Consider the following 14,346-nt stretch of genomic DNA (forward strand, 5'->3'; position numbering starts at 1 on the left):
GCTGCGGCCGCCACGGCCCCGGCGCGGGTGTCAGTGCGAGATGGTCAGGTTCACCCGCGACACGATGCTCTTCACCGAGCCGCGCCCGGCGAGGCAGTTGATCAGGTCGACCCCGGAGCCGACGAACACCTGGTTGACGTTGCTACCGAGGAACAGGCCGGCGGTGACGGTGCCGTTGAAGGTCACCACCAGGTTCGTGCCGGACAGCGACGCGGTGCGGATGGCGTTGACCGTGGTGGTCTGGCCGGTGTTCCAGGTGATCGTGAAGTTCACGTTCAGCGTGCCGAGCACCATGGTGCAGTCGTCGAGCATGGTGATCGTCTTGGTCTCGAACCCGGAGACCAGGTTGGGCCAGCGCGGGGCGCGGCACGGCTTGTAGTTCGTGGTGCGCGACACCACGGTGGGCTGGTTCACCAGCGTCAGCGGGGGGCTGAACGTGATGGTGTTGGTGCTGCTGGGCGAGGTGCACTGCACGTCGAGCACCGCCGCGCTGGCGGGCGCGGCGGCGAACAGGGTGCCGCCGAGCACCAGCATCGCGGTGAGCGCGACACGGACGAGTCGGACCACCAGGGGCCTCCGATCTAGGGGACGGGACGGTCGCCGATAGTCACGCTTCGGCAACCACCGATACACTAAGCGTGGCCATAGATCGATAGACTGTCAGATATCGATATGCGGTGATGACTTGAAACAATCTATTAACGTCGATACATTGTGTGCTTCGGGCGCAGCTCATTCGCTCGCCGGTGGGGCCGAGCGCACCATGGCGCCGGCTCCGGAGCACTCCGGGGCCGGCGCCATGAGTGTGCGCAGGGTGTGGCTCAGCTCGCGCCGGGCGCGCCCAGCAGCGCGAGCACCCGTACCGCCGAGGTGCCCAGCCCCGACGGCAGCGGCAGAATCGCCGGAGCGTGCTCGGCCATGCCCGGACTGCGCTGCGACATGCTGGCGGGGGAGTAGCGCACGCACTCCTCGTGCCAGCGCAGGATGCCCGACATCCAGTCCTTGAGCTGGTCGGCGTACACCGTCAGCCGCCGCCGGACCTCCTCGTCCAGCCCGAGCTGGTCGCACATGGCGGGCAGCTCCACCGACACGATGTGCTCGAACTGCCGCATGCGCTCGGCCATCAGCCGCGCCACCAGGTCACGGGCCTCGAAGCGGTCGCACCCGAGGAACCGTTCCAGAACGAACACCAGGTTGTGGACCTCGCCCTCGTATTCGATCTCCTTCTGGTAGGAGAACAGGTCGTTGGTGAAGCACGAGTAGTCCTGTGCCGCGTGCTCCAGCTGCTGGATCACCCGGTTCTCGTAGACCTCGTCGGGCACCAGCCCGTCGTGCGCGAGCCGGCACAGGCTCATGGTCATGTCCGAGCCGAACGTGGCCCGGCGCATCTCCACGTAGTCCACCGGGTCGGGCACCCGGTTCTGGATCTGGTTGGCCAGCTCCCATACCCAGGACGCGGTCATGTCCTCGACCGACTGGCGGAAGCGCGCCCGCGCACCGGGCGCCATCGGCCCGGCGGTGCGCCGCCACAGGTCGGCCAGCCCGCGTTCCAGCGGGGTCAGCGGCTCCGGTGTCGGCTCCCCGTCCAGCGGCATGAACAACGCCAGCCTGGCGTTGGCGGTCTTCGCCCCGAGGAAGTCCCGGGTGCGGCCGAACTGCACCGGGAACAGGTCGTCGCCGTAGGTGCCCCAGGTGAGCCAGTTCGACGAGATTTCCAGCTCCTCCGGCGTCGCGTCGGCGTGGATCATCGCGGCGCAGTGCGGGAAGTCGAACCCGGCCAGCGCCTGCTCGGTCCACAGCCCGTGCACGCCCGTGCCCGGCACCGGGTCGAGCATGCCCATCTCGCGGCCCCAGGCCACCGTCTGCCGCCGGGCCCGCGCCAGGTGCGGGCTGGTCCGCGGGCGGTACGGCATGTGCAGCACCGGGATCGGCAGGTGGCCCGGCTGCCGTCCGAGCGGCACGTGGACGTACTGCCCGAACAGCGTCGGCAGCCCCGGGGCCAGCACCGCGGCCGGACCCTCGGCCCGCGGCGTGATCTTCGTGTACCGGCTGGACCGGGCGTGCCACTCGTGCCCGCCCGCCTGCCAGTCCTGCAGCCCCTTCGCGTACAGGGCCACCGCCAGCTGCTCCGGCGGCGTGACCGCGTGCTCGGCGTACAGCACCGGCAGCTCGGTCAGCGCGGTGTGCTCGAACTGGTGCAGGCGCGAGGTGAGCAGCTCGCCGACCAGGTCCCCGGCGCGCTGGGTGGGCACGTCGAGGAACCGCTCCAGCACCAGCACCGCGTTGGAGTTCTCGCCCTCCTCGGCCACCTCCCGCTGGTACGAGAACAGGTCGTTGCGCAGGTGCACCGCGTCGGCGAAGGTGTCCCGCAGCACCTGCAGCGGCCGCAGGCCGGCCAGCCGGTCGGGCACCTCGGCCCCGCAGGCGTACTCGACCAGGTTCGCCGACCAGGGCGCGCCGCCGACCCGCCGCCGCATCTCGATGTACTCGATCGGGTTGGCGATGCGGTGCCGGTTGATGTTGTCCAGCTCCCACATCGACTCGACCATCAGGTTGTGCGTGCTGGCCACGAAGCGCCGCCGCCACCCGTCGGACATCCGCGGGATGGTGCGCGCCCACAGGTCCGCCAGCCCCGCCTCGGCCGGGTTGCCCGGCTCGGGCGGCGTCTGACCGGGCTCGGTCATGAACAGTTCCAGCCGGTCCAGGTACTCCTGTGCCCCGGCGAGGTCGCGGTCGTACTTGAACGACTCGAGGAAGTGGTCGTCGAAGAAGAAGACCCAGACGTACCAGTCGGTGACCAGGTCCAGCGCCGCCTCGTCGCAGTCCGGGTGGGTGTACGCGCACATCAGCGCGTAGTCGTGCTTGTTCAGCTTCTCCAGGTCCCACACCGGTTCGCCGGACGGGCCGGGGGCGTCGAGCATCCCCATCTGCTTGGCCCAGGCGTTCGAGTGGTCCCGGGCGTGCTGCTCGTGCGGGTTCAGCCGCGCCGGGTGGGGGAGGTAGAAGTCGGGCAGGACGAACGCTTGCATCACCGTCTCCTGACGTGTTCCTGGCGATGACGTGCAGGTGCCGGCCGCGGCTGCCACGACTCTATAGGGATACGTCCGTTTTGAGTAGATGGTGAATTCAGTCGCTGGGCAGAAACGGAGAGGTCCGTCTGCGGAGATTTAAGTAGGGTGATCTGACGTGAAGAGACACATCGCGTTCACCCACCTGCTCAACTTTCGTGATCTCGGCGGATACACCGGACACGGGGGGAGAGCCGTGCGCTGGGGGCGGCTCTACCGGTCCGACGCGCTGTCCAAGATGGACGACGGGGACTGGGCGCGTTTCCTCGAACTGGGCGTCGGGACCGTGATCGACCTGCGGTACCCGTTCGAGATCGCCCGGCGCGGGCGGGTGCGCGAGCACGACGGTCTGGCGTACCACAACCTCAGCGTGGAGCACCGGCCGTACCGGCAGGCGGAACTCGGCCCGGAGGTGGCGGTCGGGCCGTTCCTGGCGGGCAAGTACGCCGAGGTCGCGCAGGACGGGGTGGTGGAGCTGCGGCAGGCGCTGGACGTGATCGCCGCGGCCGAGGACGCGCCCGTGGTGTTCCACTGCGCCTCCGGCAAGGACCGCACCGGCGTGCTCGCCGCCCTGGTGCTCACCCTGCTGGACGTGTCCGACGAGGTCATCGCCGAGGACTTCGCGCTGACCGAGCTGGCCACGCCGGGGCTGGTCGCCGACATCACCGCGCAGATGGGCGTTCCGCCGGTGTGGCCCGGTTACGGTCGCGCCCCGGCCGAGGTGATGACGCTGTTCCTCGCCTGGGCTCGTGAGCAGCACGGCTCCCTGCGCGGCTACGCCGAGCAGCGCCTCGGCATCGACGACGCCTACATCACCCGCCTACGCGCCAACCTCCTGGAGTCGTGACCGCCACCCACCGTCCGTGACGCCGCTCGCCGCCCCGCCTTGTAATCGACGTTGGCCTATCTCATCGAATCCGAGTCGTGAAAACTCGATGAGATAGGCCAACGTCTATGAAAAGCGGGGTGCGGTGAGTGGATGCCCCGGTCCGGCGGGGACGGGTTCGGTCAGGGGGTGAGGAGTTTGCGGACCTGGTCGGGGCCTACGGCAAGGAGCAGGGTGGGCAGGCGGGGGCCGGTGTCGCGGCCTACGAGCAGGTGGTAGAGCAGGGCGAAGAACTCGCGCTGGGCGACCTTGAGCTCGGGCGTCGGCTTGACGTCCATGGGCAGGCCGAGGCGGGTCTTCGGGACGCCGTACACCAGGGTGGTCAGGCCCTCCAGGGACCAGTGGTCGTCGAGGCCGGCCAGCAGCAGGCGCAGCGACTCGCGCTGGTCGTCGTCGAGCTTGCCGAGCAGGGTCGCGTCGGGCTCGGCGAGCACGCGGGTGCGCTGCTCGGCGGGCACCTGGGTGGTGATCCAGTGCTGGGCGCGGTCCAGGCGCGGGCGGGTCTCGTCGAGTGAGGCCACCGGGTCGGCCGGGTCCAGGTCGCGCAGGATGCGCAGGGTCTGCTCCGGGTCGCCGGTGGTGATGTCCACGATCGAGGCCAGCGTGCGGTACGGCAGCGGGTGCGGCGTCACCGGCAGCAGGCCCGCGGCGGTGCCGACGGCCCGGCTGTGCGCGGCGGTGTCGGCGGCGTTCGCGGCGCCCTCGGCGACCTTGCGGCCCAGGGTGTCCCACTCGTCGTAGAGGCGCTGGATCTCCTGGTCGAACGCGATCTTGAACGCCTGGTTCGGGCGGCGGCGCGCGTAGAGCCAGCGCAGCAGCGGCGGCTCCATGATCTGCAGCGCGTCGGCCGGGGTCGGCACGCCGCCCTTCGAGCTGCTCATCTTCGCCATGCCGGAGATGCCGACGAAGGCGTACATCGGCCCGATCGGCTGCTGCCCGCCGAACACCTCGCCGACGATCTGCCCGCCGACCTGGAACGACGACCCGGGGGAGGAGTGGTCCACGCCGGACGGCTCGAAGACGACGCCCTCGTACGCCCAGCGCATCGGCCAGTCGACCTTCCACACCAGCTTGCCGCGGCGGTGCTCGGACAGCAGCACCGTCTCGGTGTGCCCGCACTGGCAGGTGTAGGTCAGCTCGGTCGACTCGTCGTCGTACGCCACGACCGTCGTCAGGTCGCGGTCGCAGACCGAGCAGTACGGCTTGTACGGGAAGTAGCCCGTCGCGCCGGTGCCGTCGTCCTCGGCGGCCGCGCCGGAGCCCTCGGCGGCCTCCTGCGCCGCGGCGGCCTCGTCCTCGTCGAGCTTGCCCTGGCGCGCCGCGCCCGAGCCGGTCCGGCCCTTGGTGCGGTAGCGGTCCAGCACCGCGTCGATCTTGCCGCGCTCGCGCATGGCGAGCAGGATCTGCTCCGTGTACGCGCCCGAGGTGTACATCTCGGTCTGGCTGATGCCGCGGTACTCCACGCCCAGCTGCGCCAGCGACTCGATCATCGAGGCCTTGAAGTGCTCCGCCCAGTTCGGGTACGCGCTGCCCGCCGGGGCCGGCACCGACGTCAGCGGCTTGCCGATGTGCTGGGCCCAGGACTCGTCGATGCCCGCCGGCACCTTGCGGTAGCGGTCGTAGTCGTCCCAGCTGATGATGTGCACGACCTCGTGCCCGCGGCGGCGGATCTCGTCGGCGACCAGGTGCGGGGTCATCACCTCGCGCAGGTTGCCCAGGTGGATCGGGCCCGACGGGCTCAGGCCGGACGCGCAGACGATCGGTTTGCCCGGAGCGCGACGCTCTGCCTCGGCGATGACCTCGTCAGCGAAGCGGGAGACCCAGTCGGCCTCCGGGTTTGCGGCCACGATCGGCACGTCCTTCCAAGAGAAAGCGAACTGGGCCCATTCTCCCGGATCGGCCCAGCGAGTTTTCCGACGCCCCTACCCACCGTGATCCGCGGCCCGAATCGGGCCGCGCGCGGCGCGGCGGGTCAGTTGACCAGGGCGTGGGCGGGCAGGACCACGGAGGCGGCGATGCCGCGGTCGCCCGCGGGCTCCAGCTCGACGCGCATCTCGTGGCGCTGGGCGAGGCGGCTGACCACCTCGATGCCCATCTGGCGGCACGTCGCGGCGGTGATCGGGCTCGGGTGGGCCAGCCGGTGGTTCAGCTCGCGCAGCCGCTCCGTGCCGATGCCGATGCCCCGGTCCTCGATGAGCAGCACCGCCCGGTCGGCCACCCGGCGCGCCTCGACCAGCACCGTGCTGTCCGGCGGGGAGAACGCGGCCGCGTTGTCGAACAGCTCCGCCAGCAGGTGCACCAGGTCGTTCACGGCCGGGGCCACCACGGCCAGGCTCTCGTCGATCACGCCGAACTCGATCCGGCGGTAGTCCTCGACCTCGGACCGGGCCCCGTGCAGCACGTCGACCAGGCTGACCGGCTCCCGCCGGATCCGGGCCGACTCGCCCCCGGCGAGCACCAGCAGGCTCTCGTCGTTGCGGCGCATCCGGATGGCGAGGAAGTCGAGTTCGAAGACGTCCTTCATGCGGTCGGCGTCCGGTTCCACCTGCTCCATGCGGTCCAGGCAGCTGATCAGCCGGTCGACCATCGCCTGCGAGCGCCGGGAGAGGTGGAACAGCATGTTGATCGTCTCTTCCTCCCCCGCGGTGGGGTCGGCTGAGCTCACCATGATGACCACTTTCCTGTGACCCGGGGTTACGGCCAATCACATATACCAGCACAGCGCGTGCTTGGCGAGACTCAATCACGTTTCTTGCGGTCCCCGGACGGGCGGCGGTATCGGGCTTCCGGTCGACAAAGGCGTCACGGGCAGCGACGCTGGAGACATGGTTGCCGTGCCCGACCGTCATCGTGTGCGTGCCGTGCTCCTCGACGGCGACGACATGATCCTGTTCGAACGGACCCGCCCCGGCGTGCCGCGGCGCTACTGGGCGACGCCCGGCGGCGGCGTGGACCGCGGCGACGCGAACCTGCTGGCCGCGCTCTACCGGGAACTCGACGAGGAGCTGTGTGCGGTGGTGACCGCGCCGGTGCCGCTGACCTTCGTCGACACGCGGCGCGAGGACGGCCTCTGGCAGCGCCAGCACCTGTTCGCCTGCAAACTCGTCTCGATGGACGTCGCGAGCCGCTACGGCGCGGAGTTCGGCGACCCGGCCAAGGGCACGTACGACGTGGTGCGGGTGCCGTTCACGGCCGAGGCCATCGGGGACCTGAACATGCAGCCCGAAGGGGTGGCGGCCTACCTGATGACGGCGATCGACCAGGTGTGGCAGGCCGCCCAGGACGGCCGGGCGAGCTACAGCGTGTCCTTCGCGTCCGGCACCCCGGCGGAGTCCCTGCGCCAGGCCCTGCACGAGGCGTACGGCCTGGACCCGGCGGAGGTCTTCACCGGCACCGCCGAGGACCTGATGGCCGCCGCCGACGTGCGCGCCACGGTCTGGATCAACCCCGACGCCGGCGACCCCGGCTACGGCTGCGAACTCAGCGCCGGCGACTCGCTCGCCCGCGCCACCGGCGTCAGCGAACTGGAACTCGCCACCCACCTGTGCCGCCTGACCGCCACCACCGCCCTGGTCGCCGACACCCCCCTCCACAGCTGGCTCATCACCCCCGACGGCGACTACCACCACTCCCACGCCCTCCGCCCCTGACGACCCGGCGAAGGAAGGGCACCTTCCAAACCAATATGTAGAGGAAGGGCACCTTCTTAACTCGGGCTACGCCGTGAGCTGCGAATATTCGCTCCGGTGCGGTGGGGGCGGAGCGTCAGGCGGTGATGCGCTGCGGGCCCGCGTACACGTTCATGGTCTGGCCGCGCAGGAAGCCGACCAGCGTCATGCCCGCCTCGGCGGCCAGGTCGACGGCGAGCGTGCTCGGCGCGGACACCGCCGCCAGCACGCTGATCCCGGCCATCCACGCCTTCTGGGTCAGCTCGAAACTGGCCCGGCCGGACACCAGCAGCACGTGCCCGGCCAGCGGCAGCCGCCCGGCCCGCAGCTGCATGCCGATGAGCTTGTCGACCGCGTTGTGCCGGCCCACGTCCTCGCGTACCCCGATCAGCTCGCCGCCGGGCGTGAACAGGCCCGCCGCGTGCAGCCCGCCGGTGCGCTCGAAGGTGCGCTGGGCGGCCCGGAGCCGGTCGGGGAGCAGGGTCAGGGTGCGGGCGTCGACGGTGACCGGGTCGGCGGCCACGTCGTGCGGGGAGCGGGTGCGGATGGCGTCGATGCTGGCCTTGCCGCATACGCCGCACGAGGAGGTGGTGTAGAAGTTGCGCTCCGTTCCGGCGGCCGGCGGCGCGACGCGGTCGGCGAGCACGACGTCGACGACGTTGTACGTGTTCGCCGGCGGCGTGGACTCCTCGTCGTCGACCTCCGCGGCCCCGACACCGCCGATGTTAAGAAGGCGCCCTTCCTCTACGTATGTGGTTTGGCTGAGCTCCTGCTCGTCTCGCTGACGCGAGCCGACGATGCCCTTCCTTTCAGCCGCGCCGGCGCAGAGCTGGGCGGTGAGGATGTCGGTGGGGCGGGTGATGACGCCTTCCGTCAGGAGGAAGCCGAGGGCCAGGTCGAGTTCGTCGCCGGGGGTGCGCATGGTGACGGCGAGCGGCGGGCGGGGGCCGCGGCGGTGGCCGACCCGGATCTCCAGGGGTTCCTCGGCGGCCAGGGTGTCCTGGCGGCGTACGGGAGCCGACCCGCCGAGGTCGATCCGGGTCACCTGCCTGCGGTCGCTGGCCCGGCCCATCAGACGGGCCGCAGCCGGACGATGATCTGCTTCGAGGTCGGCGTGTTCGACCCGGCCGCCGTGGAGTCCAGCGGCACCAGCACGTTCGCCTCGGGGAAGTAGGCGGCGGCGCAGCCGCGCACCGTCGGGTACGCGATGACGCGGAACGACGGCGCGCGCCGCTCCCCGTCGGCCCACTCCGAGATCAGGTCCACCGTCGAGCCGTCGGCGATGCCGAGTTCGGTCAGGTCGTCGGGGTTGACGAAGACCACCCGCCGGCCGGCCTTGACGCCGCGGTAACGGTCGTCGAGGCCGTAGATGGTGGTGTTGTACTGGTCGTGGCTGCGCAGGGTCTGCAGCAGCAGGCGGCCCGGGGGCACGGTCAGCACCTCGAGCGGGCTGACGGTGAACCGCGCCCTGCCGTCCGGGGTGGGGAAGCTGCGGCTGTCGCGGGGCGGGTGCGGCAGGGTGAACCCGGCCGGGGTGCGCACCTTCGCCTCGAAGCCGTCGAAGCCGGGCACGGTCTGCTCGATCAGCGCCCGGATCGCCCGGTAGTCCTGCGCGTACGACTCCCACGGGATCGTCGACTCCGGCAGCACCGCGCGGGCCAGCCCGCACACGATGGCGACCTCGGAGAGCAGCATGGGCGAGGCCGGGTCGAGGCGGCCTCGCGAGGCGTGCACGTTCGACATCGAGTCCTCGACGGTGACGAACTGGTCCCCGGCGGCCTGGGTGTCCCGCTCGGTGCGGCCCAGCGTGGGCATGATCAGGACGGTCTGCTCGTCGGCGGTGACCACGTGCGAGCGGTTGAGCTTGGTGGACACGTGCACGGTCAGCGTGCAGCGGCGCAGCGCCGCCTCGGTGACGTCGGTGTCGGGGCTGGCCGCGGCGAAGTTGCCGCCGACCGCGACGAACACCTTCGCGTGGCCGTCGCGCATGGCCCGGATCGCCTCGACGGTGTCGTGCCCGCGGCCGGTCGGCATGGCGACACCGAGCCGCTCGCCCAGCTTGCCGAGCCACGTCGGCGGCTCGTGCCAGATGCCCATGGTCCGGTCGCCCTGCACGTTGGAGTGCCCGCGCACCGGGCACAGGCCCGCGCCCGGTTTGCCGATCATGCCGCGCAGCAGCTGCACGTTGACGACTTCCCGGATCGTCGCGACGGCGTCGCGCCCCTGGGTGAGGCCCATGGCCCAGCAGACCACGGTCGCCTCGGACGCGGCGAACAGACGCGCCGCCGCCTCGATCTCTTCCGCACTCAGGCCGGTCGCGCGGGCCACCAGGTCCGCGTCCACCTCGCGCACCGCGGCGGCATAAGCCTCGAACCCCGAGGTGTACGCCGTGACGAACGCCTCATCGACGGCTCCCCACTCGACCAGCTTCGCCCCGATCGCCTGGAACAGGGCCAGGTCGCCGCCGACCCGGATGGGCAGGTGCAGGTCGGCCAGCGCGGTGCCGGAGCCGACGAGGCCGGAGGCCTTCTGCGGGTTCTTGAACCGCATCAGCCCGGCCTCGGGCAGCGGGTTGATCGAGATGATCTTCGCGCCGCGCTGCTTGGCCTTCTCCAAGGCGGTGAGCATGCGCGGGTGGTTGGTGCCGGGGTTCTGGCCGACCACCACGATCAACTTGGCGTCGTGGATGTCGTCGAGGGTGACCGAGCCCTTGCCCATGCCGATGGTCGCGCCCAGCGCCACGCCCGACGACTCGTGGCACATGTTGCTGCAGTCGGGCAGGTTGTTGGTCCCGTACGCCCGCGCGAACAGCTGGTAGAGGAACGCGGCTTCGTTCGAGGTGCGCCCGGAGGTGTAGAACAGCGCCTGGTCCGGCTCGATCGCCTTGAGGTGCTCGGCGGCCAGCGCGAACGCCTGCGCCCAGCCCAGCGGCCGGAAGTGCGTCGCGCCCGGGTGCTTGACCATCGGCGTGGTCAGCCGGCCCTGCTGGCCGAGCCAGTAGTCGCTGCGCCCGGCCAGCTCGGCGACGGCGTGCGCGGCGAAGAACTCGGGCGTGACCCGGCGCAGGGTGGCCTCCTCGGCCACCGCCTTGGCGCCGTTCTCACAGAACTCGGCGTGTGCGCGGTGCTCCGGCGAGGGCTCGGGCCAGGCGCAGCCGGGGCAGTCGAAGCCGCCGGCCTGGTTCACCTTGAGCAGGGTGAGCGCGGTGCGGCGGACGCCCATCTGGTTGACGGCGGCCGCCAGGCCGTGCTTCACCCCGGGCAGACCCGCCGCGGCGGCCTTGGGGCCGCGCACAGTGAGATTCCGGTCACCGACATCGTCGCGTGAGGGCTTCTTCGCCATACCTCAAACGATCTCACGTCCGCGGTGCGTCGCCGAGTGTGGTGCAGGTCTAACCTGAGTCGTTCGCCGGCACCCCGACCGGCGACATCCCTGCTGGGGAGGATGATCATGAAGGATTGGATCGCCGGCCTGCTGGCCGTGCTGGGCACCCTGCTCGTCCTGGCCGGAGCAACGGTCACCGTGGTCAAGACGCTCACCCCCGACCCGGCCGGCGCCGCGGCCGGAACGGACCCGCTGGGCGGGACCGCCGCCACCAACGGCAACAGGTTCTCGCGCTGGCTGCACCGCATCAACGCGGCCGACCGGCTCATCGGCTGGGGCGTGATCCTGCTCGCGCTGGGCGCCGTCGCGGCCGGTGCGATCGAGTTCAACCTCGGCGCGTCGGCCGGAACACGCTGAGCTGCGCACCGTCCAATACGAATGGCCCGGCATGAGAATGCCGGGCCATTCGTATAGATGCCTCGGCGCGCCTGGGCACCCCGTGCTCCGGGGCCGCCTGCGAAGGATTATTCTGCCTCCGAGGTACGCCTCGAATGATCAATCCGGGTGGCGGCGCGAGAGTGGGGCGCCGCGAGCAGCCGGGCCAGCTACAGGAGGCCAGACGTGACCACCGTCGCACCGCAGCCGATCGCGACCCGGCCCTACCCCGTGCGCAAGCAGGTCAAGGGTTCCGCGATCGCGCGCCTGCTGCGCACCACGGATGCGAAGCAGATCGGGATCATGTACATGGTCACCGCCTTCGTGTTCTTCCTGATCGGCGGCCTGATGGCGCTGCTCATGCGCGCCGAGCTGGCCGCGCCGGGGATGCAGTACCTCTCCCCGGAGCAGTACAACCAGCTGTTCACGATGCACGGCACGATCATGCTGCTGTTCTTCGCGACGCCGATCGTGTTCGCGTTCGCGAACTTCGTGGTGCCGATCCAGATCGGCGCGCCGGACGTGTCGTTCCCGCGGCTGAACTCCTTCGCCTACTGGCTCTACCTGTTCGGCGCGAGCCTGGCTACCGCCGGGTTCATCACGCCGGGCGGCGCCGCCGACTTCGGCTGGTTCGCGTACGCGCCGCTGAACGACGCGATCAACTCGCCCGGCATCGGCGCGGACATGTGGATCGCCGGCCTGGTGCTGTCGGGTCTGGGCACCATCCTCGGCGCCGTCAACATGATCACGACGATCCTGACCCTGCGCGCGCCCGGCATGACGATGTTCCGCATGTCGATCATGACCTGGAACATCCTGGTCACCAGCCTGCTCGTCATCATGGTCTTCCCGCTGCTGGCCGCCGCGCTGCTGGCCCTGCTGGCCGACCGCCGCCTCGGCGCGCACGTGTTCGACCCCGCCACCGGCGGGCCCATGCTGTGGCAGCACCTCTTCTGGTTCTTCGGCCACCCTGAGGTGTACATCGTCGCGCTGCCGTTCTTCGGCATCATCTCCGAGGTCATCCCGGTCTTCAGCCGCAAGCCGATCTTCGGTTACACCGGTCTGGTCGCCGCGACCCTGCTGATCGCCGCCCTGTCGATGAGCGTGTGGGCGCACCACATGTTCGCCACCGGCCAGGTGCTGCTGCCGTTCTTCTCGTTCCTCAGCTTCCTGATCGCCGTGCCCACCGGTATGAAGTTCTTCAACTGGATCGGCACCATGTGGCGAGGGCAGATAACGTTCGAGACACCGATGCTGTTCGCCATCGGCTTCCTTGCGATCTTCCTATTCGGCGGCCTGTCGGGCGTGCTGCTGGCCAGCCCGCCGATCGACTTCCACGTCTCGGACTCGTACTTCGTCGTCGCGCACTTCCACTACGTGCTCTTCGGCACCATCGTGTTCGCGGTGTACTCCGGCGTGTACTTCTGGTTCCCGAAGATGTTCGGCCGGATGCTCGACGAGAAGCTCGGCAAGGTGCACTTCTGGCTGACCGTGATCGGCTTCAACTGGACCTTCCTGGTGCAGCACTGGCTGGGCGCCGAGGGCATGCCCCGCCGGTACGCCGACTACCTGCCGTCGGACGGCTTCACGTTCCTGAACGCCTTCTCCACCGTCGGCGCGTTCATCCTGGGCGCCTCCACGCTGCCGTTCCTCTACAACGTGTGGAAGTCGTATCGCACCGGCCCGCTCGTGACCGTCGACGACCCGTGGGGCCACGGCAACTCCCTGGAGTGGGCGACCAGCTGCCCGCCGCCGCTGCGCAACTTCGACCGCATGCCCCGCATCCGCTCGGAGCGCCCCGCCTTCGACGCCAAGTTCCCCCACCTGGCCGTCAGCACGGGCACCAAGGCCCCGGTCATCGAGGCCCCCAGCTACTCCCACGGCCGCCACGGCGGCGACCACGAGGTCTAGCCACCACCAGCCCACGCCGGGGCCCGGTCCGCACCACGCGGCCGGGCCCCGGCCTTTTCACCGCGTTGATCATGAACTTATGGCACGGCTCGACGGTGTGTCGCTGCCATAACTTCATGATCGCCGGTGCGGCGGGACCGCCTGAGGGTGGCTGGGGCAGGATGGAGCCATGCCGGAAGGGGACACCGTCTGGAACACCGCCAAGCTGCTGCGGGACGGGCTGGAGGGTGCGGAGCTGACCGGGTCGGACTTCCGCGTGCCGCACCTGGCCACCGTCGACCTGGCCGGCTACCGGGTGGCCGACTCGCTGAGCCGGGGCAAGCACCTGCTGCTGCGCGTGGTCTCGCCCCAGCACCGCGAGCTGACGCTGCACTCACACCTGCGGATGGAGGGCGCCTGGCGGGTGTACGCCCCCGATGAGCGCTGGACCGCCCGCCCCGCGTTCCTGATCCGGGTCGTGCTGCGCACCGCGAAGTCCGTCGCCGTCGGCTACCACCTGCACGACCTCAAACTCGTGCCGACCGCGCGGGAGCCGGAGCTGGTCGGCCACCTCGGCCCGGACCTGCTCGGGCCCGACTGGGACCCCGAGGAGGCGGTACGGCGGCTGGCGGCCGACCCCGCCCGCCCCATCAGCGATGCGCTGCTCGACCAGCGCAACCTCGCCGGGATCGGCAACCTCTACCGGTGCGAGCTGTTGTTCCTGCGCGGCGTGTGGCCGTGGACGCCGGTCGGCGACGTGCCGGACCTGCCGGGCATGGTGACCCTCGGGCAGCGGCTGCTGGCGGCCAACCGGGGCCGCTGGACCCAGTCCACCACCGGCTCGCTGCACCGGGGCGAGACCAGCTACGTGTACGGCCGCCGCGCCCAGCCCTGCCGCCGCTGCAACGGCCCGATCAGCAAGCGGGACGGCGACAGCGAGCGCATCACCTACTGGTGCCCCCGCTGCCAGCCCGAACCCGCCAACCTTGTTAGGAAGGGCACCTTCCACAACGCATAGCGCAATGCCGGGAAGTTAAGCCGGCGGTGAGGGCGGGCCTGCGGAAATAGCGAAGCT

The 14,346-nt window shown here is 70.5% G+C and carries 10 protein-coding genes and 1 pseudogene; 5 read left to right on the top strand and 6 right to left on the bottom strand.

The annotated features are described in order from the left end of the window. Nucleotides 1-30: 30 nt before the first annotated feature. Together ACFQO7_RS26915 and ACFQO7_RS26920 are read right to left on the bottom strand one after the other, a co-directional pair. On the bottom strand, nt 31-567 hold the full coding sequence (locus ACFQO7_RS26915; protein ID WP_376808980.1) for a hypothetical protein: 537 nt from the start codon (nt 565-567) through the stop codon (nt 31-33). 254 nt (nt 568-821) lie between these two features. After that, nucleotides 822-3,029: a terpene synthase family protein gene (locus ACFQO7_RS26920; protein ID WP_376808981.1), complete on the bottom strand. Its 2,208-nt coding sequence runs from the start codon at nt 3,027-3,029 to the stop codon at nt 822-824. A 157-nt stretch (nt 3,030-3,186) separates the two neighbouring features. Between ACFQO7_RS26920 and ACFQO7_RS26925 the strand changes: the two genes are divergently transcribed. After that, nucleotides 3,187-3,915: a tyrosine-protein phosphatase gene (locus tag ACFQO7_RS26925; RefSeq protein ID WP_376808982.1), complete on the top strand. Its 729-nt coding sequence runs from the start codon at nt 3,187-3,189 to the stop codon at nt 3,913-3,915. Between the two features lie 161 nt (nt 3,916-4,076). Here the strand turns inward: ACFQO7_RS26925 and lysS are convergent, their stop codons facing one another. Together lysS and ACFQO7_RS26935 are read right to left on the bottom strand one after the other, a co-directional pair. Next, entirely contained in the window at nt 4,077-5,801 is a 1,725-nt protein-coding gene (gene lysS / locus ACFQO7_RS26930) for a lysine--tRNA ligase (RefSeq protein ID WP_376808983.1), read from the bottom strand. A gap of 131 nt (nt 5,802-5,932) precedes the next feature. Next, nucleotides 5,933-6,565, bottom strand: a pseudogene (locus ACFQO7_RS26935) (sensor histidine kinase); the annotation flags it as partial. Between the two features lie 241 nt (nt 6,566-6,806). Here ACFQO7_RS26935 and ACFQO7_RS26940 point away from each other — a divergent pair. Next, nucleotides 6,807-7,604, top strand: a complete 798-nt coding sequence (locus ACFQO7_RS26940; RefSeq protein WP_376808984.1) for an NUDIX domain-containing protein — start codon at nt 6,807-6,809, stop codon at nt 7,602-7,604. A gap of 115 nt (nt 7,605-7,719) precedes the next feature. Here ACFQO7_RS26940 and fdhD read toward each other — a convergent pair whose 3' ends face one another. Both fdhD and ACFQO7_RS26950 read right to left on the bottom strand, forming a co-directional pair. Further along, complete coding sequence (gene fdhD / locus ACFQO7_RS26945) at nt 7,720-8,694, bottom strand: formate dehydrogenase accessory sulfurtransferase FdhD (protein WP_376808985.1); 975 nt, start codon at nt 8,692-8,694, stop codon at nt 7,720-7,722. Further along, nucleotides 8,694-10,916, bottom strand: coding sequence for an FdhF/YdeP family oxidoreductase (locus tag ACFQO7_RS26950; RefSeq protein ID WP_376808986.1), 2,223 nt, complete (start codon nt 10,914-10,916; stop codon nt 8,694-8,696). Before ACFQO7_RS26950 ends, fdhD begins: the two co-directional genes overlap by 1 nt. Nucleotides 10,917-11,072: 156 nt before the next feature. On the opposite strand from ACFQO7_RS26950, the gene ACFQO7_RS26955 reads away from it, so the two are divergent. The 3 genes from ACFQO7_RS26955 to ACFQO7_RS26965 all read left to right on the top strand — a co-directional run bounded on the left by ACFQO7_RS26955 (nt 11,073) and on the right by ACFQO7_RS26965 (nt 14,289). Beyond that, nucleotides 11,073-11,363: a hypothetical protein gene (locus tag ACFQO7_RS26955; protein WP_376808987.1), complete on the top strand. Its 291-nt coding sequence runs from the start codon at nt 11,073-11,075 to the stop codon at nt 11,361-11,363. Between the two features lie 204 nt (nt 11,364-11,567). Continuing rightward, nucleotides 11,568-13,292, top strand: a complete 1,725-nt coding sequence (gene ctaD, locus ACFQO7_RS26960; RefSeq protein ID WP_203689164.1) for an aa3-type cytochrome oxidase subunit I — start codon at nt 11,568-11,570, stop codon at nt 13,290-13,292. A gap of 169 nt (nt 13,293-13,461) precedes the next feature. Then, complete coding sequence (locus ACFQO7_RS26965) at nt 13,462-14,289, top strand: DNA-formamidopyrimidine glycosylase family protein (RefSeq protein WP_376808988.1); 828 nt, start codon at nt 13,462-13,464, stop codon at nt 14,287-14,289. Nucleotides 14,290-14,346: the final 57 nt, after the last annotated feature.

This window comes from Catellatospora aurea (genome assembly GCF_042663325.1).
In the GTDB taxonomy this organism is placed as follows: Bacteria; Actinomycetota; Actinomycetes; order Mycobacteriales; family Micromonosporaceae; genus Catellatospora; species Catellatospora aurea.